This window comes from Flavobacterium sp. FlaQc-49 (assembly GCF_044005985.1).
Classification (GTDB): Bacteria; Bacteroidota; Bacteroidia; order Flavobacteriales; family Flavobacteriaceae; genus Flavobacterium; species Flavobacterium cupriresistens.
In genome coordinates this window covers 17,080-35,645 of sequence record NZ_JBIPCS010000010.1, presented here as the reverse complement: position 1 = coordinate 35,645, position 18,566 = coordinate 17,080, and the positions used below count along the sequence as shown (strand labels likewise).

The window sequence follows — 18,566 nt, the reverse complement described above, 5'->3', positions numbered from 1 at the left end:
AATGTTATTAAGGGTTATCGGTGTTTTGTTTTTTGTGGTTTGTTGTCCGATTGGAGTAAATGCTCAAAATCAGGAGTTAGGGAAAGTGACAATTTCGGAGCTCGAGGAAAAAGTAAATCCAAAAGATACGACTGCAGCAGCAGCAATTTTGTTTAAAAAAGGGAGAACATTCTTTACTTATAATTTAAAAAATGGATTTGTAGCCAATCATGTCTATGAATTTAAAATCAAAATCTATAAAAAGGAAGGTCTTAGTTGGGCAGATCAAAACGCACGTTATTACATTGGTTACGAAAATTTGAATGAAGATCACTTGGAGTTTTCTAATGCGGTTACGTATAATCTCGAAAAAGGCGCGATCGTAAAAACAAAACTCGACAGCGAAGGAGCCTTTAAGAAAAAGATAAACAAATATTGGAACGAGAAAACAATAACATTACCCAATGTAAAAGTAGGTTCCATTATCGAGTATAAGTATATTTTGAAATCTGAAAATTTAGTTCGATTTCCTGATTTTGAGATCCAATATAGTATTCCTGTGAATTATTTTGAATACAAAATGGAGATTCCTGAAGTATACATCTATAAACCGATATTGGTAGGAGGTTTTCCGATCGAAACAGCAGCGAAATTGGTTAAAGGATATCAGGCTTTCGAGGATCAATACAATAAAACAAGTTCGCTTTCTTATCAGCAAATCAATGCTGTTTATAAAGGAAAAGACATACCGGCTTTGGTAAAAGAACCCTATGTTAATAATGTCGATAATTATAGAGGTACTATTCAGCAAGAGCTCGAAAGAATTCGTTCTCCCGATATGCCTGACAAAGATTACACTATTACCTGGGAAGGTGTGGCAAAGAATATTTTTAAAAGTGATAATTTTGGGAAAGAACTCAACGTAAATAATTTTTTATTAGAAGATGTCAAACGATTGTTGACGAACATTGAATCTCAAAACGAGAGATTAAGCACCATTTTTAATTTCGTTCAAAACAAAATGAATTGGAATGAAGTTAATGATTGTTACACCGATAAAGGGGTAGCCAAAGCATATGCCGATCAAATGGGTAATGTTGCGGAAATTAATTTTATTTTGATAAACATGCTGAAATTGGCAGGTATAGAAGTAAATCCTGTTTTGGTAAGTACAATTGAAAATGGAGTTCCGGTTTATCCGACAAGAACAGGTTTTAACTATGTTATTGCTGCTGCGGAAATTGAGGGTAAACAAATTCTGCTTGACGCTTCTCATAAATTTACTTCTCCGAATATTTTGCCGTTAAGTGTATTAAACTGGAAAGGAAGACTTATCAAGAAAGATGGCACTTCACTGGAAATTGATTTAATGCCGAAAGTAGCGTCTAAAGAATATTCGAATATTTTAGCTAAAATAGATGCTTCTGGAGCGATTGATGGAAAAATAAGGATTCAGAGAACAGATTACGACGCTTATAGTTTTAGAATTAAAAATGCGACTAAAAGCGAAGCTAGTTATCTTGAGAAATTGGAAGAACAACTGGGAAATTTGAAAATTTCGGATTATAAAATTGAAAACAAAAAAACGACCTTAAATGATCCTATTATAGAAACGTATTCCTTTACGTCCGAAAATCAATTCGAGAGAATAGGAGGAAAGATATTTATTGATCCGCTTTTGTTTTTTACAACGTCAAAAAATCCTTTTAATCAGGAAAACAGACAAATGCCGGTTTATTTTGGTTATCCGACACAAGAGAAAATAAACGTAAACCTGGAGATTCCTGCGGGTTATATAGTAGAGTCATTGCCTGCTCCTGTTAGGATTTCGTTAGAAAATAAAGAAATGGTTTATGTTTTAAGCATTGCCAATATTGATAACAAAATTCAAATTAGTTGTACAAAAGAGATTAACAGTAGTATTTTTGCAGCAGATCAATACAGCGGATTAAAAGATTTTTTCCAGAAGATGATCGGAAGTCAAAATGAAAAAATTGTTCTAAAAAAAGTATAAAAATGGATTTGAAAAACGCACAATTAGACGTAGATACCTGGATCAAAGAACATGGAGTTCGTTATTTTAATGAATTGACCAACATGGCACAACTTACAGAAGAAGTAGGTGAAGTGGCCCGAATCATTGCCCGTCGCTACGGAGAGCAATCCGAAAAAGAAAGCGATAAAAATAAAGATTTAGGCGAAGAACTTGCCGATGTTGTATTTGTGGTTTTATGTCTGGCGAACCAAACCGGTATAGATTTACAAGCCGCTTTTGATAAGAAAATGGATTTGAAATCGGTGAGAGACAAAGACCGTCACAAAAACAACGATAAATTAAAATAATGTGATAAGTCACGGCAAAGTTTTGGTGTGTCCTTTTTTTAAAATAAATTTGCGGAAATGCATAAAACAACACGCCTAAAATGAATTTAGTACTACACACCAATCATAAAAATTTAGAAGGTCAAATAGCAGTTACAGGATCAAAAAGCGAAACCAATCGTTTGTTGTTGCTAAAAGCATTGTTTCCTAATATTACTTTAGCCAATACCTCAAACTCTGATGACAGCGAAGTAATGCAAAAAGCTTTGATTGGAAAGGATGAAATTGTAGACATTCACCATGCCGGAACTGCAATGCGTTTTTTAACAGCCTACTTTGCTGTAAACGAAGGACGCGAAGTGGTAATGACGGGTTCAAGCAGAATGCAAGAGCGTCCGATAAAAATTTTAGTTGAAGCTTTGGCACAATTAGGGGTTGAAATTTCATATGAAAAAGAAGTTGGATATCCGCCAATACGAATCAAAGGAAAAAAAGTTAGCGCTTCAAAAGTAACTTTGGCTGCCAATGTAAGCAGTCAGTATATTTCAGCACTTTTATTAGTAGCCTCAAAATTAGAAAACGGTTTAGAGCTTACTTTAGAAGGAGAAATTACTTCGATTCCATACATAAATATGACGCTCGCTTTGTTAAAAGATTTAGAGATTCAGACCAGTTTTGAAGGGAATGTGATCAAAGTTTATCCAAAAGAGACCGTTGCTTCAAAAGAAATGGTGGTAGAGTCTGATTGGAGTTCTGCCTCTTACTTTTTTAGTTTAGTGGCATTGGCAGATAGTGCATCGATTACATTAAGCAGTTATAAAAAAGACAGTTTACAAGGAGATTCGGCTTTAGTTGGTATTTACGAGAAAATGGGAGTGGAAACGACTTTCGAAGGAAATAAAATGACTTTGAAAAAACAACCCAACTTTAAACATGAAACATTAAACCTGGAATTAAACAATACCCCCGACATTGCACAAACTATTGTGGTGACTTGTTTAGGTTTAGGAATTGGGTGTCATTTAACGGGTCTTCACACTTTAAAAATCAAAGAAACGGACCGATTGGAAGCTTTGCGAATCGAGCTAACAAAATTAGGAGCCACCATTTCGGTTACTAACGACAGTCTGACTTTGGTTGCTTCAGAAAATATCAATCACAATATAAAAATTGCTACTTACAACGATCACCGTATGGCAATGGCATTTGCTCCTTTAGCACTTAAAGTTCCAATTATTATCGAAGATGCCGAAGTAGTTTCAAAATCATATCCGGATTTCTGGAATGATTTAAAAGCACTAAAATTTGAGGTTTCTGAATTGTAATTATTGATTTAACCATATAAGTAATATAAGTTCATTTAAAAAATGCGCTTATTTGGAACAACCTTCGGTTTTAACCCGGAGGTTTTTTTTGACTTGGTTTAATGTGAGTTTTTATCATGTAGATCTACAGATTTATTTGGATTGTTTTTGTTTTAAAAGTAGAATGGAGAACTGTTTTGCATTTGACATCTCTCCGATAGGTAAGCGAGCGCCCCAATCATAAAGTTTAGTTTAAATGAACTTACCTCACTTATATGGTTAAAAAAAAACACGCATTTTTGCATCTCCACGATATATAAATGAGCGCCCCAATCATAAAGTTTAGTTTAAATGAACTTACATCACTTATATGGTTTAAAAAAAGCACATTTTGAGATGTCTGCGATATATAAGTGAGCGCCCCAATCATAAAGTTTAGTTTAAATGAACTTACCTCACTTATATGGTTTAAAAAAAACACACATTTTGAGATATCCACGATAGATAAGTAAACGCTCCAATCATAAAGTTTAGTTTAAATGAACTTACATCACTTATATGGTTTAAAAAAACACACATTTTGAGATATCCGCGATAGATAAATGAGCACTCCAATCATAAGGTTTAGTTAAAATGAACTGATATCACTTATATGGTTCAAAAAACACCTTTTTTAATAAGGTCAAAGTGGCAGTAAATCAAGGACTTTTGAAAATAAACAGCAAAACACTTGACAACGCCTATCTCACAATCGTATATTTGCACTCGATTTATAATTTTAGATAAAAAATCTAAATTCTACATTCTAAAATCAACAATTCAAATATGAAATTATCACATTTTCAGTTTAATTTACCGAAAGAACTTTTAGCCGAATTCCCAGCAGAAAACAGAGACGAGTCTCGTTTAATGGTAATTGACCGTCAAAAACAAACTATAGAGCACAAAATGTTCAAAGATGTTATCAATTATTTTGATGATGGAGACGTTTTGATTCTTAACAATACTAAAGTTTTCCCGGCACGTTTGTACGGAAACAAAGAAAAAACAGGAGCAAGAATTGAAGTTTTCTTATTGAGAGAATTAAATTCTGAGCAACGTCTTTGGGACGTTTTGGTTGATCCGGCCCGTAAAATCAGAATTGGTAACAAACTTTATTTTGGTGATGACGATTCGTTAGTTGCTGAGGTAATCGACAATACTACTTCTCGTGGTAGAACATTACGTTTTTTATATGATGGTTCTTACGAAGAATTCAGAAATAAATTAACAGAACTTGGAGAAACTCCAATCCCAAAATACATCAACAGAGAGGTAACAGCAGAAGATGCTGAAAGATACCAAACTATTTATGCAAAAGAAGAAGGAGCTGTAGCGGCACCAACTGCAGGTTTACACTTCTCGAAACACCTTTTGAAAAAATTAGAAATCAAAGGAATAAACTTTGCTGAAGTAACATTACACGTTGGTTTAGGAACTTTCAACCCGGTTGAAGTAGAAGATTTGTCTAAACACAAAATGGATTCAGAAGAATTGATTATCAATCAGGAAGCTTGTGATATTGTAAATGCTGCAAAAGCAAACAGAAAACGTATCTGTGCTGTTGGAACAACTTCAATGCGTGCGATCGAAAGTTCTGTATCTTCTCAAAATACCTTAAATCCTTACGAAGGATGGACGAATAAATTTATTTTTCCTCCTCACGATTTTAGTATTGCGAACTGTATGATTACAAATTTCCACACACCGAAATCTACTTTATTAATGATGATTTCAGCTTTCTGTGGTCATGATTTAATGAAAAGAGCCTACGAAGAAGCAATCAAAGAAGAATACAAATTCTATTCTTACGGAGATGCCATGCTGATCATCTAATTAGAAATAAGATTAAAATAAGAAAACCCATCGTTAATGATGGGTTTTTTGTTTTTGGGAAGGTTTTGTTTCTTTTGTTTCAGGTTTCAGGTTTCAGGTTTGGAACCTGAAACCTGAAACTTGAAACCTGAAACCTGAGACAAACAAAAACATTTTCCTATTTTTACAAACAAAACAAAAACAATGACTTTTCTAAATACACGCGAATTCGCGAAACAACTTGACTCACAAGATGCTTTAAATAAGTATCAGGAGCAATTCATTTTTCCAAAAGTAAACGATAAACGGGTGATCTATTTTACCGGAAACTCTTTGGGATTACAGCCAAAACGGACCAAAGCCTATATCGATGAAGTAATGAATGATTGGGCAGAACTTGCTGTTGAAGGTCATTTTTATGCACAGAAACCTTGGTGGGACTATCAGGAAAGATTTGCTGAACCACTGAGTAAAATTGTTGGAGCTTTACCTTCAGAAGTGACGGTGATGAATACTTTAACGGTGAATCTGCATTTATTGATGGTTTCTTTTTATCAGCCAACCGCAACGCGTTATAAAATTATCTGCGAAGAAAAAGCCTTTCCTTCCGATCAGTACATGTTCCAAAGTCAGGTACATTTTCATGGATATAAACCCGAAGACGCGATTGTAGAAATCAAACGTCGTGAAGGAGAACACAATATTCGTCTGGAAGATGTTTTGGCAAAAATAGAAGAAGTGGGTGATGAACTGGCTTTGGTTTTAATAGGTGGTGTAAATTATTACACCGGACAAGTTTTTGACATCAAAACCATTACTGCAGCAGGACATAAGGCAGGAGCAAAAGTAGGTTGGGATCTGGCACACGCTGCCGGAAACATCAAACTGGAACTGCACGACTGGAAGGTAGACTTCGCAGCCTGGTGCAGTTATAAATATATGAACTCAGGACCGGGAAATGCTTCGGGTTGTTTTGTGCATGAAAAACACCATACTAATCCTGATTTGCCTCGTTTTGCAGGCTGGTGGGGACATAATAAAGAACGTCGTTTTAAAATGGAACCGACTTTTGACCCTGTTAATGGAGCAGGAGGATGGCAAATTAGTAACTTACCAATACTTTCATTGGCTCCCTATTTGGCTTCCGTAGAAATGTTTGCCGAAGTAGGTATGGAGGCGCTGATTGCTAAAAGAGATCATATTACGGCTTACTTAGAATTTGTTTTGCAAGAAATCGATAAAGAAGTAGCGAGTACTTTCGAAATTATTACTCCTTCAAATCCGGAAGAAAGAGCGTCACAATTGTCTGTATTTTTACATGGCGAAGGAAGAAGTTTATTTGACTATTTGATGAAAAATGGCGTTATAACAGATTGGCGTGAACCTAATGTAATTCGTTTAGCCCCAGTACCATTGTATTGTTCTTATGAAGATATGTATGATTTTGGACAAATTCTTAAAAAAGGGATTTTAGCCAAACAATAAGCAATCGTGTAATTCTGTAATTTTTCGATCGAATCCTATAACATATGGGTTGGGTATTCTGCTTTATTTTGTAGGGTATAAATGTAAAATCCAACAACATGAAAACAGTATGTGTACTAATTGTAACCTTAATGATCATTTCCTGTCAAAATCAGGATAAGATGGATCTCAATAAGGCAAGGCAAGCCAGTATTGATTCGATGAAAGTAGAGATTAGCAAGCAAAGGATTATCGATTCAATGAAGGTTGAAATGGCCAGATTGGAAAGTGAAAAAGAAAAAGCAGAAGCTCAGAAAGTAGTCGTGATGAATGAGCAGCGTGACGAAAGAGCAACGCCACCACCAACTGCCAAAAAGAAAGGCTGGAGTTCTGCGGCAAAAGGCGCTGTAATTGGTGCCGGAGTAGGCGCTATTACCGGAGCAGCAGTGAGTAAGAAAAAAGGACAGGGAGCTGTGATCGGAGGATTGGCCGGAGCCGGAATTGGTGCCGGAACAGGAGCGATTATAGATTCCAAAAAGAATAAAAAAGAATAAATTTAAATATAAAAGCCCCGAAGTTCTAGTTGAACTCGGGGCTTTCCGTTTTTAGCAATGTTCAGGAACTTTAATTTCCGTTAGCTCTACTTTATAAGAATTAAATTGCTCCTTAATTTGGTTGAAATCAGCTTTAAAGTATAAGGTTGATTCCAATAAATTTTGATAATATTCAATGCCCTTAAAAAGATTGGATTTAAAAGTATTCCATTTTTTTAATTGATTGGAAGTAACTTCCTCTGTTGTATTTTCAATTTCATTTCTAAGGTAATCCAAATACATTTTTAGTTCTTTTACCAATAGATTGGGACGGTTTGAAGTTCGTAAAACGGATTTATTTCCATAGATGTGTTGCAACATTTCTTTTAAGGAAACTTCCTGATCAAAGTAGGCCATATTGGGACCGGGACAGATTACAACACCCTGAGCCTGCCCTTTTATTTTAATTTCATTTTCCAGATAACTGGCGTTGGCCAAACCAACACATAAGCAAGATTTCTCGGTAATTTTTGTTCTCTCTTTTTCATAAACAGCAGCTGAAATCATGCTTTTTGAATTTTCCAGTTCCGCCAGTTTTATGTCTTGGTATTTTTTTGAAGCCGTACAAATTCCTGTTGGATCGTATTCCTTGCTTAAAGCCAGAAATCGCTTGGGACAAGAACTCCCCGCTTTGTTTTCCTGAATACGTTTTTGTTTTAGTAGTTCATTTGTCGAATTTTTTAATGAATTGAAAGGAACTCCTAAAGGCGAAATGTGACTTAAATAAAGATCTTCTTCTTTGGCATTGATCAATAAGCTTCTGGTTTCCTGATCGACAGAAGTGGCTTCGGGAACCAGTAAAAAAGGAGTACCCCATCCAATCGAATCGATTTGATAGGTTTCTAATAAAAAGTCATGTTCTTCGGCAGTTCCAACCCCGCCCTGAACGGTAATTTTTGTCGCTAAAGCCTGTTCAGGAAAAGATTTGTTTTTTTGCTGTAATGCCTTAATCATTAATTCGTGGGACGATTGTACTAATTGTTCTTTTTTTTGCCTGAATTCGTCTAAAATCGGCCCTAAGAGCAGTCCGTCCGTAGCGAAAGCGTGGCCACCACAGTTTAAACCCGACTCGATGCGGTATTCTGAAACCCAAAGCCCTTTTTTGGCTAAAAAATTGCCCTGAATCATAGCAGAACGAAAATCACTAACTTTTAGAATAATTTTCTTTTTGAGTGCATTTTTTTGATCGGGATAAAAATCAGGGAAATTCTCAAAATAACTAAAAAGTCTCGGATTCATCCCAGCCGACAATACGATAGAGGAATCGAGATTGCTGTTCGCAAAGCCTCTTAAAGCGGCATGAGCATCATTAAACGCAATCGGAAGTTGGGTATTCCTGACAAAATTGTCTTTATCGAGTTTCGTCATAATATTGACATCAATAGCACCCGCCGAAAGATGCGATTCAATGTAATTTTGAATATTTTCCTTGAAAGAAATTCCATCCTCAAGTAAATTCTGAAAACCTTTTTTGATGATGGAGGTATTCGGTAACATGGCCATGAAATTCTCAAGAACTGCTTTGCTCTCCGCCAATTCTGTTTTGAAATTTTGAAATTTTTGCTTTACAATTTTATCGACTAAATTGAGATAAGAAGTGATGCGTTCCGCACGGTGATCCTGAATTTTTTGACTTATTTCCTGATACGGCTGATTGAATTTGGTGCTGTAAAAAAGCCTCATTTTTTCGATTAACTCATCATCGGCAATAGAGATTACAGATGAAATACCATATTGCGCAACCCGAATCGGACTGTCTATAGTATAAGCAAGCCCCATTACCGGAATATGAAAAGTGTGTAGATTTTTCTGTGTCATTTACTTTTACGTTAAGAAAGCAAATGTTGGAAAAAAGATTCGCTAAAAAGCTGATAAATATCATCTTTAACCTGAATTCGATTAATATTTAAAATTTTAAAATGTTCTGCACCTGCAAGGTCTTTTTCGACTTTGTAGGTGTAAAACATAAACTTATGATAGCTATAAGGTCGATACCTCTAAACCAGAATTTTTTTCAAAGATTCAGCAATAGCACGCCATAAAAAATTGTAAAATGATTTCTCGGGAATGCGATCTAATGCCACAGCAGCTTTTTTGGCCTTCTCATCAGAATCATTTTTCAGAATTATATTGGCTATAGCCGTTTTGAGTTTGGCTTTCTTTTCAGGATTCTTCTTTTGAAAAAGGGTTACTTTTAAATCATCATAAACTAAAGAGGCATTTCCGGTTGCATTGCCATCGTTTCCGTAAAAATTAAATTGATACGTTTTAAAAGTTCCCGTAAAAGAAGTGTTTATATAGGGCTTGGTAAATCTAGCCAAAGCCGCCACATCAAAATTGGAGATCCTTCCCTGAATGTGAAAGCTGTCTTTCGGGTCCAAAACATTAAAACTCCAATTAACATGCAAAGCCGAGTTCTTCATGAATTGACAATCCACCGTAATTTTGGTGTCATCCGCTTTTTTTAACTCAAAACCACTTTGGATCGCAGTGGTCTGAAGATTGAAATGATCAAAAGTTAAAATACCCGGACCTTTAGAGAAGTCGATCTCTTCTTCATAAACCAATTTTGATTTTCGGATTTGTAAAGAATCAATTTTCATCGGGAATTTAATTTTTCGCAGCAAAGCATTATACAAAGGCTTCTTGCTTAAATCGTCTTTTGGTATTTTACTGCGGTAAATATTCGCATCCAGATGGTTTACAACCAAAGAAGAAGCATTAAAAAAGAAACGGTTGTTTTTGAAACCCCACTTCAGGTTGTTCAGATGCGCGGAGTCAAGCTTTAGGGTATAAATATCTTTTTCTTTTTCCAGTTTTTGCACAAAGACTTTTCTCGAATATTCCGGTAAAACCGAGAATTTATTGATTTTTAAAAAGTTATTTTCGGTACTAATCTTACCGACTGTAATACGATAAAAGGAGCTGGGTTTGTAATATAAGCTGTCACAAACCAAGGTGTATTTTTTGTAGTGCAACGGAATTTTTTCTTGTAATGTAGCGTCGGTAATCAAAATACCTTCGAGCTTCAAAAGAACTTTTTTGATCGTAAAGATCGGTTTGCTTGTTTGTAAGGAAACAACATCTACGGCGCCGTCATTAAGGTAAACGTTGGAAACGGCTATTATTTTTCGGAAAGGAGCAATGATTTCTGTCTCGATACTTTTGCTGTTGTTTAAAAGCTTTGTGCCTTTTTTGTATAAAATGATACGGGGTTTGTTGATGATAATACTTTCGGCCTGAATAACATTACGAAAGACCAAATCCCAGATGTTAAAATGTTTAATTGTAATAGATTCAATTTTTGTGAAAAGTCCATTTTTACTGTCCTTAGGCTGGTTTTTTGGATGAACGACTAAGGTGTACGCATGGATATTCCTGGACAGTAATGCCACATCGATTTTCTCATAATTGATATGATAGGCGGTTTTGTTTTTCTCGTGAATAATGACTGGCAGTTGTTTTTTTATCCAATAATTAAGACCGCTATTGGCTAAAAGCACAAAAACAAAGACTAAAATGATACCGATTGTTATTTTTTTATAGATAGACATTATTATTGTGTTAACTTTAATACATAAATTTAAACTTTTATAAAGAATGGTTTTTATATGATTCCGTTTTTAAATTACATGATTACTAAATTGTCTGTCTGTTTATACTTTTTTGCATATGAGAAAAATTAAAAAAATCCTGTTGGTTTTATTGGTCGTAATTGTTGCTCTTGGAATTGGGTTGTGTGGTTATATATTTCACTTGAAACCCAAGTATGAAGGAGAATTACAACTTAATAATCTGGAAAAAGAAACAACCGTTTATTTTGATGATTTTGGTGTTCCTCATATTTATGCGAGTTCAGAAAAAGATGCGATGACGGCTTTGGGTTATGTGCATGCGCAGGAAAGATTGTGGCAAATGGAGTTGTTACGTCGCATTGCACCGGGAAAATTGTCTGAGATTTTTGGTTCGGTAGCCCTTAAAAACGATAAATTTTTCTCCGGAATTGGGATCGAAGAGGCGTCGGCGAAAGCCATTTCTAAATTAGACAAAAACAGTCCGAGTTATCAGTTAACGATGGCCTATTTAGATGGAATTAATCAGTATCTCGAAGAAGGAGTAACCCCGATTGAGTTTACGCTGGTAGGTGTAAAAAAGGAAAAGTTTACGATAAAAGATGTTTATAATATTTTCGGATATATGTCTTTTAGTTTTGCGATGGCGCAGAAAACGGATCCGTTATTGACTAATATTCGCAATAAATATGGTGCTGAATATGTAAAAGATTTAGGGATCGAAGGAGAGTTTAATACCACACAGCTTAAAAGTTCAAAAGAAAATTTAGAAGAATATACGGCGGTTGCAAAATCGGTTGCTGCCTTGTTGGATAAATCGCCAATTCCACCGTTTATTGGAAGTAATAGTTGGGTTGCCGGGCCACGGAAAACGAAAAGCGGTAAAGTGATTTTTGCTAATGATCCGCACATCGGATTTTCTCAGCCTGCAACTTGGTACGAAGCGCATTTGATTGCTCCTGACTTTGAGTTGTACGGATGTTATCTGGCCGGAACACCTTTTCCGTTATTGGCGCACAACCGAAATTATGCCTACGGGTTAACCATGTTTGAAAATGATGATATTGATTTCTATCAGGAGAAAAACAAAGCTGATGATACCAATCAATATCAAACCCCAACAGGTTTTAGTGCCTACGAAACCAGAAAAAAGACGATCAAAGTTAAAGATACATCAGACGTTGTTATGACTATTAAATCCAGTCGACACGGACCGATTATGAATGATATATTAGATCATTTGGATAAAAGAAATCCAATTGCCATGTCGTGGACGTATACCAGAGAGCCAATCCAGATTTTGGATGCTGTTTACGGAATTTCGCACGCTAAAAGCAAAGATGATTTTAGAAAAGCAGTTAAGTTAATTGCAGCGCCGGGATTAAATGTAATGTATGGGGATGCCAAAGGAAATGTGGCCTGGTGGGCAACAGGAAAATTGTACAAACACAATAAAGGTGTGAACTCCTTTTTTATTTTAGACGGTGCCAGCGGAAAAGATGATATTACAGAACAGTTGGATTTTGAGAAAAATCCGTCTTCCGAAAATCCAAAGTGGGGATATGTGTACTCAGCAAACAATCAGCCCGAAGCGGTTGACGGTTATTTGTATCCGGGATATTATCTGCCGGAAGATCGTGCTAAAAGAATTTCGCAGTTAATGGATGCCAAATCAGATTGGGATAAAGAAGCGATTAGTAAAATGATTTACGATAATACCTCTCCGGTTGCAGCAGGGACAGTTCGGAATTTAATTTCGAATTTAGACAACAGCAAACTTTCAACAGAAGAACAGCAAGCCATTACGGTTTTAAAATCATGGAAAGGAACGAATAATCTTGAAGACGTTGCACCAACGATTTACAGCAAATGGGTTTATCTCTATTTGAAAAATACCTTTGAAGACGAAATGGGCAAGGAGAATTTTGATTTATTCTTAGGGACACATATCGGAAAACAGATTATTGCCAGACAGATTGTCAATGAGAATTCGGTATGGTGGGACAATATCAAAACTCAAAAGGTAAAAGAAACCAGAAATGAGATTGTTTCAAAATCGTTTCATGACGCTATAGGCTCCCTTCAAAAGCAATTGGGAAATCAAGTTTCAGATTGGAAGTGGGCTAAAGTACATACTGTTGAACACGAACACCCGTTAGGAAAAGTAGCAGCATTGCGAAAATTATTCAATGTTGGTCCTTACGCTTCACCGGGAACCAATGAGGTAATTAATAATTTATTCTTCGGATTAAATACGGAAGGTCAATACCATGTAAAAGGTGGTCCGTCTACAAGAAGAGTGGTCGATTTCTCGGATATAGAAAACAGTTGGAGCATCTTGCCAACAGGGCAATCAGGAAATCCGTTCAGCAAACATTACGACGATCAGGCAGAAATGTACAATGCAGGAAAGTTTAGAAAAATGAAATTGAATAAAGAGGAAATTGTAAAGACTTCGACTAAGTTGGTTTTAAAGCCGAGATAGTGAGAAGTGAAATGTAAAATGTCAGAAGTGAAAATTTTCACCTCAAGACTTTTTCTTTCACCCTTTGCACCTCCAAACCTAAAAAAATTGGGGATAAAAGTTTTCGAACTTTTATCCCCAATTTTTTTATTTAGACACTAAATATTTTCCTTTAACAATATCCCGGGTGTAAATATCAAGATTATTAAGCAGTACCTTGTTTGTTGTCATTGCGTTTGTGGTTTGGTAACCGTTGTCTTTTTCGTAGGTCTTTAATAAGGTTTCAAGCTCTACTTCATTATAAAAGGCAAACATATTATAAACAGCATCTCTGAAGTTTTTAAAATTGATGGTTTCTGTTATTTCTATGGTTTTTTGATCGTTCCATTTTTCTTTAGACGCCGTTTCATTTATTTTGCTCAAACAATAATCAACAAAATAAGTTTTGTAATTGGTAGCCTCAATAATTCGGTTGATTATGATTGTGTTTTGCTGTGAGGGCATTGGTATGGCATTAGAAGAGGTTTGTGACTTACAAATCGCTGGAACAAACAATAAAAATACTAAAACCGAAAGGGAATGCTTTTTTAAATTTTTCATAGGTTATTTTTAAAATTAGATACAACTTGTACAGTTGTAACTGGGGTGATTTGGGATTATAAGATTTTTTTTGGGCACGCTAAAATAGTATTTTTTGTTTTAAATGTCCAATGAAAAGAACACTTTCAAACTAAAAACTCCGATACGACAGCTTTAAAAAGTGTCGTATCGGAGTTCGTAAGAGAACGATTACCTGTAATCGGATATGGGTCTTTTAATGTTATTTTCGGGAGGTTCGCATGGCTTTTACGATTTTTAGATTTTGGTCTTTAGACAGTTTTTGGTATGCTTCAGTTTCCATTCCGTAAAGAGCCACTTTCCCTTTTTCGTTATTGTGTATACCCCAGCCATACCTTTTGGTCAAAGGAGAGGCACGCAGACAGGCTTGTCCTTTCGAAAAGAATTTCTCACGGGCTTCCTCATATTCTGATTGGGTTAAATCATTTTTGTCGGCGAAAACCTGAAACAGAACATCGTCTGACGAATATTTATAAGGATTAGCATGAATCAGGTCAAACTCGATAGTGGCAATAGTTTTGGCTTCGCCTTTTTGTCTCGGAATTTCACCACCGGCAGCGGGACAATCTTCCGCTACTTCAATAAAAGTGTTTTCGTAGTTTGTGGTATGAACTTTCATCTGGTCTAGTTATTAATAAAGAGTAAGCTAAAATAATGATTTTCAATTAAAAACTCCGATCGTATAGCGGTTAAATCTATGCGATCGGAGTTTACTAACTAACGATTATTGTTTTGTTATTTTTTAGAAATTTCCTCCAAAACCTTTTTCCCGCTTTCATTTGAGGGATCAAGTGTTACCGATTTTGTGTAATTTTCGATGGCCAACTTAGTGTTGCCATCTTTCAAATAGGCCTCTCCTAAACTGTCATAAACATTTCCAACTTTAGGGAAAGTTTCCACATTGATTTTGAACATTTCTATCGCTTCTTTTGTTTTTCCGCTTTGTAATAATTGATACCCCGCGTTATTTATCTCTCCCTCTTTGATGCGGTAGGTCGGGTCTGCTTTTAGTTTTTTATAACTGTCAATTCCCGCGGTTAGCCCTTTTGTATTAAAAACCTCAGACAATTCAAGTGCCATTGATTTTTTCGCTTGATTATAAGGTTGATTGTATAAAATAGCTCTGATCGCAGTATTCATTTCACCCAAAACAGTACCTCCTGTATTGTTCAATAAAACAACGAGATTTTTATCTGCCGGAACACGGGATATTAGGGTGTTAAATCCATTGATTCCTCCACCGTGTTCTACTATTTTTAATTTGCTTTTATCGCTGTTTAAAAGTTCATCGATAAACCATCCGTATCCATAAGACTCATCACCGAAACTGATATAAGGTTTGAATAAGGAATCCATAGAAGCAGCTGACAGTAATTTATTGGTGTACAATGCCTGGTCCCAAAGGTATAAATCCTCTACAGTAGAATACAAAGAACCTGCCGCATACGGAATACTCATATCAATATAAGACGAATTAATGAGCTTTTTGCCTTGTTTTTCATAACCTGCAGCTCGTTTTTTTAGAATAATTTCGTTGTGGTCATAACCGGTATTTGCCATTTTTAAAGGAGTCAGAATAGTTTCCTGTAAATATTGCTCATAGGTTTTTTGAGTGATTTTTTCAATAAGATAACCCAATAGAAAATAACCCGAATTGCTGTATCTGAATTTTTCGCCTGGTGTAAATTCAAGTGGCAGATTTTCAAAAGTTTTTATAAACTCTTGAGGGGTATAAGGTTCTTTGCTTTTTTCTTCCAGAAATTTAGGAACCGAGGTATAATTTGGAATTCCAGATGTATGCGTAAGCAAATGATGAATTGTTATTTTGTCGCCCGTTGCTTTTGGGTAATCCGATAGATAAGTGGTGATTGGAGCATCCAGTTTTATTTTGCCCTCTTCTGCCAGTTTTACAATTAAGAAAGCGGTAAATTGTTTGCTGATCGAACCCAATCTGAATTTGGTGTCAGTTTGATTGGGAATATTCCATTCCATATTGGCCTGTCCGTATCCTTTTTTGAAGATGACCTTTCCGTGTTCTGCAACCAGTACAGATCCATTAAATTGGCCGTATTGGTTGTATAAACTCATTAGCTGATCTATTTTTTTAGCCTTGTCTTGTGCAAAAGAGAGGTTGAAGGTGAAAAGTGCAATAAAGCAAATTACAAATGATTTAAATAAAGAACGGTTCAATTGTTTTTTCATGATGATTGATGGTTAGTGTCTAAAGTTAATAAATAATTGCATCCCTGCAGACTAATTTGTTAGACGACTGGTTTTACATTTAGTTTCACTATCAATCCGTTTTTTTTATTTTATAAACGAGGAAGTATTAAAATTTAATGAAGTATTATTTTCGAAAGATTTGTGTTCATAACTAACGATTCGTTTCAATTTCCAGTCGTTCACTTTTCGTTCCCATATATGAATAAATTTTCCGGTTGCTTGCGGAATGTCATTGGCAAAAAAGGTATGTTCGCCCAATTGTAAAGCACCAAAATCTCCTAATTTAGTTATAGTACAGGAGTTTAATTTTCGGATTACTTTTTCGGGTCTTGCATAATTTCCAATTAAAGCTTTTATTTTACCGCCATAAGGAACGTTTAACCCGTATCGATCATCATAAAATTCGACGTCATCGCATATTATTTTTTTGAAAAGAGCAGCATCATATTGATTGAATGCAATATCAAAGAGTAGGCTGTCCATCCTGATGATGTCAGTTTTTAAAAGTTCTGCTTCTAAATCTTCGTTTTTTGTCTGGTCTAATGTTTCTCTGCTTAAAAACAGCATAAAGAGAACGAGTAGGTTTATCATCGGCATCATGATTACTGTTTTTTAAATTCAGTTATTTCGTTTCAATAGCAATGATTTTTTTACCATTTTCACCTAAATAGTGCAAAAGTAGTTTCTTATAAACTTTGTAACCATCATCTACATTGGTAAAAATAAGCAGTCCTTGTTTGGTCTTTGGTAAGAGAAAAACAAGGGTTTGTACGCCTTGATCTGCGCCCCCGTGTGATAAAGCATAAGTGTCATTTTCAAGATCATATATTTCGAAACCCAATCCGAAGTATTTGTTTTTTTTCTCTTTACTAACCTGAGGGGTAATCATGTCATCAAAAACTTTTTTACTCAAACCGTCGCCGTTCATTACACTACATAAAAAGGTTCCATAATCTTTGATGGTGGTTAGCAGATCATCGGCAGCGTTTGCGGTTTTATTTTTGTTTGTTTCATAGGCATTTCCTTTAGTGTCGTAACCAATGGCAAATCTGGATTCATCGGTTTTAGCATTCCAGAAAAATTGAGTATCGGTCATTTGCAGCGGCTCAAAAATTAATTCTGCCGCTAATTGGTTCAATGGCTTGTGGAATTTTTTTTCTAATGCTTTTCTCAAATATTCAAACCCTTCTCCCGAATATTGATGCTTAGTACCCGGTTTAAATTGAATGTCTAATTTGCCGGATTTGTTCATATACCTCCAATTCGGAAAACCGGTCTGGTGGCTTATAATAAGTCTCGTTGTAATTAATTTGTTGTTAGGGTCATTGGCAATATCCGGATCTGTCCAGTATTTGTAGATCGGTTCGTCCAGATTCCATTTTCCTTGACTGACTAATTTCAATGCCACAATTGCAGTGATTGGTTTTGTTAGGGAAGCGACATTCCATATCGTATTGTACGGTGCGCTGACTTCTTTTTTAAGGCTGCCGAAAACTTTTATTTGTTTCAATTTTCCGTCAGCGATAACTCCAATTCCTAAAGCGGGGATATTATTTTCTTTAAGCCATTTTTCGGTTACTTCCTCTTCATCAAAAAGAGTAGATTGATCAGCTGTTGAGTCAGGCATTTGATGATCGTAACTTAACGATCTGGCTAATTTCCAGTTTTTGTTTTTTAAAAGCCAGAGATGCGTAAATTTGGCATAACTTCCTGCTTGTTCCGGTTTTCCTGGTGAGATTTCATAAAAGCGATGTCTTCCCATTTGTATGGCACCATATACGATTCCGTTTTTGTATAAAGGATAAACCTCAGTACTTCCAGTAACCAATTCTCTGCGATATCTATAAGGTCTTGACTTGTCACATATTCCTTTTTTTAAGTTGATTAAAAATTGGGCTTTGTTTGAGATACTGTCTTTGTCATGATAAAATTCAAAATCTTCCGTATATAAATTTTCAAATTGAGAGACGTCACAAGTGTTAAAACCAACATTAAACAGTAGGCTGTCTTTTGACATAATAGTTTTGTACAGTTCAGAGTTTTTTTCTTCCTGCGAAAATCCGGATTGGATTTGGAAGAATAAAAGACCAGTTAAAATTAGCTTTAACTGGAATAGATTTGATTTCTTGAAATTCATTTTTTGATTGGTGTGATTGATTTTACAATAGTAAAG

Annotated in this window: 14 protein-coding genes; 7 read left to right on the top strand and 7 right to left on the bottom strand. The window is 35.5% G+C overall.

Annotated features, from left to right (window positions below; all coding sequences use genetic code 11):
* The first annotated feature begins 1 nt into the window (after position 1).
* The 6 genes from ACHRV3_RS18000 (at position 2) to ACHRV3_RS17975 (ending at position 7,477) form a co-directional block, all read left to right on the top strand.
* On the top strand, positions 2-1,993 hold the full coding sequence (locus ACHRV3_RS18000) for a DUF3857 domain-containing protein (RefSeq protein WP_395435782.1): 1,992 nt from the start codon (positions 2-4) through the stop codon (positions 1,991-1,993).
* Positions 1,994-1,995: 2 nt separating this feature from the next.
* Positions 1,996-2,322, top strand: coding sequence for a nucleotide pyrophosphohydrolase (locus tag ACHRV3_RS17995; protein WP_012022600.1), 327 nt, complete (start codon positions 1,996-1,998; stop codon positions 2,320-2,322).
* Positions 2,323-2,402: 80 nt separating this feature from the next.
* Positions 2,403-3,626 carry a 3-phosphoshikimate 1-carboxyvinyltransferase gene (gene aroA, locus ACHRV3_RS17990; protein ID WP_395435783.1) on the top strand — a complete coding sequence of 408 codons (1,224 nt, stop codon included), beginning with the start codon at positions 2,403-2,405 and terminating at the stop codon, positions 3,624-3,626.
* Between the two features lie 804 nt (positions 3,627-4,430).
* Positions 4,431-5,480 (top strand): tRNA preQ1(34) S-adenosylmethionine ribosyltransferase-isomerase QueA, encoded by a 1,050-nt coding sequence (queA, locus tag ACHRV3_RS17985; RefSeq protein ID WP_047778968.1) that lies wholly within the window; start codon positions 4,431-4,433, stop codon positions 5,478-5,480.
* Positions 5,481-5,663: 183 nt separating this feature from the next.
* The gene (gene kynU, locus ACHRV3_RS17980; RefSeq protein ID WP_395428220.1) at positions 5,664-6,944 is read left to right on the top strand and encodes a kynureninase; all 1,281 of its coding nucleotides are present in this window, start codon (positions 5,664-5,666) and stop codon (positions 6,942-6,944) included.
* A 98-nt stretch (positions 6,945-7,042) separates the two neighbouring features.
* Positions 7,043-7,477: a glycine zipper family protein gene (locus ACHRV3_RS17975; protein ID WP_395435784.1), complete on the top strand. Its 435-nt coding sequence runs from the start codon at positions 7,043-7,045 to the stop codon at positions 7,475-7,477.
* Positions 7,478-7,528: 51 nt separating this feature from the next.
* Here ACHRV3_RS17975 and ACHRV3_RS17970 read toward each other — a convergent pair whose 3' ends face one another.
* Together ACHRV3_RS17970 and ACHRV3_RS17965 are read right to left on the bottom strand one after the other, a co-directional pair.
* Positions 7,529-9,334, bottom strand: a complete 1,806-nt coding sequence (locus ACHRV3_RS17970; RefSeq protein WP_395435785.1) for a hypothetical protein — start codon at positions 9,332-9,334, stop codon at positions 7,529-7,531.
* A 179-nt stretch (positions 9,335-9,513) separates the two neighbouring features.
* On the bottom strand, positions 9,514-11,070 hold the full coding sequence (locus ACHRV3_RS17965) for a hypothetical protein (protein ID WP_395435786.1): 1,557 nt from the start codon (positions 11,068-11,070) through the stop codon (positions 9,514-9,516).
* Positions 11,071-11,188: 118 nt separating this feature from the next.
* On the opposite strand from ACHRV3_RS17965, the gene ACHRV3_RS17960 reads away from it, so the two are divergent.
* A complete protein-coding gene (locus ACHRV3_RS17960) occupies positions 11,189-13,573 on the top strand; it encodes a penicillin acylase family protein (protein WP_395435787.1) in 2,385 nt (794 codons plus the stop codon).
* Between the two features lie 126 nt (positions 13,574-13,699).
* On the opposite strand, the gene ACHRV3_RS17955 is transcribed toward ACHRV3_RS17960, so the two are convergent.
* The 5 genes from ACHRV3_RS17955 to ACHRV3_RS17935 form a co-directional block, all read right to left on the bottom strand.
* Positions 13,700-14,152 (bottom strand): hypothetical protein, encoded by a 453-nt coding sequence (locus tag ACHRV3_RS17955; protein ID WP_395428228.1) that lies wholly within the window; start codon positions 14,150-14,152, stop codon positions 13,700-13,702.
* A 220-nt stretch (positions 14,153-14,372) separates the two neighbouring features.
* The gene (locus ACHRV3_RS17950) at positions 14,373-14,789 is read right to left on the bottom strand and encodes a DUF6157 family protein (RefSeq protein WP_047778961.1); all 417 of its coding nucleotides are present in this window, start codon (positions 14,787-14,789) and stop codon (positions 14,373-14,375) included.
* A 116-nt stretch (positions 14,790-14,905) separates the two neighbouring features.
* Positions 14,906-16,372: a serine hydrolase gene (locus ACHRV3_RS17945; RefSeq protein WP_395435788.1), complete on the bottom strand. Its 1,467-nt coding sequence runs from the start codon at positions 16,370-16,372 to the stop codon at positions 14,906-14,908.
* Between the two features lie 105 nt (positions 16,373-16,477).
* Entirely contained in the window at positions 16,478-16,993 is a 516-nt protein-coding gene (locus ACHRV3_RS17940) for a nuclear transport factor 2 family protein (RefSeq protein WP_395435789.1), read from the bottom strand.
* 22 nt (positions 16,994-17,015) lie between these two features.
* The gene (locus tag ACHRV3_RS17935; RefSeq protein ID WP_395435790.1) at positions 17,016-18,530 is read right to left on the bottom strand and encodes a serine hydrolase; all 1,515 of its coding nucleotides are present in this window, start codon (positions 18,528-18,530) and stop codon (positions 17,016-17,018) included.
* Positions 18,531-18,566 lie beyond the last annotated feature (36 nt).

Coding starts and splice junctions, on each gene's coding strand:
- ACHRV3_RS17960 (WP_395435787.1), top strand. CDS start 11,189: ATGAGAAAAATTAAAAAAATCCTGTTGGTTTTATTGGTCGTAATTGTT.
- ACHRV3_RS17965 (WP_395435786.1), bottom strand. CDS start 11,070: ATGTCTATCTATAAAAAAATAACAATCGGTATCATTTTAGTCTTTGTT.
- aroA (WP_395435783.1), top strand. CDS start 2,403: ATGAATTTAGTACTACACACCAATCATAAAAATTTAGAAGGTCAAATA.
- ACHRV3_RS17955 (WP_395428228.1), bottom strand. CDS start 14,152: ATGAAAAATTTAAAAAAGCATTCCCTTTCGGTTTTAGTATTTTTATTG.
- queA (WP_047778968.1), top strand. CDS start 4,431: ATGAAATTATCACATTTTCAGTTTAATTTACCGAAAGAACTTTTAGCC.
- ACHRV3_RS17975 (WP_395435784.1), top strand. CDS start 7,043: ATGAAAACAGTATGTGTACTAATTGTAACCTTAATGATCATTTCCTGT.
- ACHRV3_RS17940 (WP_395435789.1), bottom strand. CDS start 16,993: ATGATGCCGATGATAAACCTACTCGTTCTCTTTATGCTGTTTTTAAGC.
- ACHRV3_RS17995 (WP_012022600.1), top strand. CDS start 1,996: ATGGATTTGAAAAACGCACAATTAGACGTAGATACCTGGATCAAAGAA.
- ACHRV3_RS17945 (WP_395435788.1), bottom strand. CDS start 16,372: ATGAAAAAACAATTGAACCGTTCTTTATTTAAATCATTTGTAATTTGC.
- ACHRV3_RS18000 (WP_395435782.1), top strand. CDS start 2: ATGTTATTAAGGGTTATCGGTGTTTTGTTTTTTGTGGTTTGTTGTCCG.
- kynU (WP_395428220.1), top strand. CDS start 5,664: ATGACTTTTCTAAATACACGCGAATTCGCGAAACAACTTGACTCACAA.
- ACHRV3_RS17970 (WP_395435785.1), bottom strand. CDS start 9,334: ATGACACAGAAAAATCTACACACTTTTCATATTCCGGTAATGGGGCTT.
- ACHRV3_RS17950 (WP_047778961.1), bottom strand. CDS start 14,789: ATGAAAGTTCATACCACAAACTACGAAAACACTTTTATTGAAGTAGCG.
- ACHRV3_RS17935 (WP_395435790.1), bottom strand. CDS start 18,530: ATGAATTTCAAGAAATCAAATCTATTCCAGTTAAAGCTAATTTTAACT.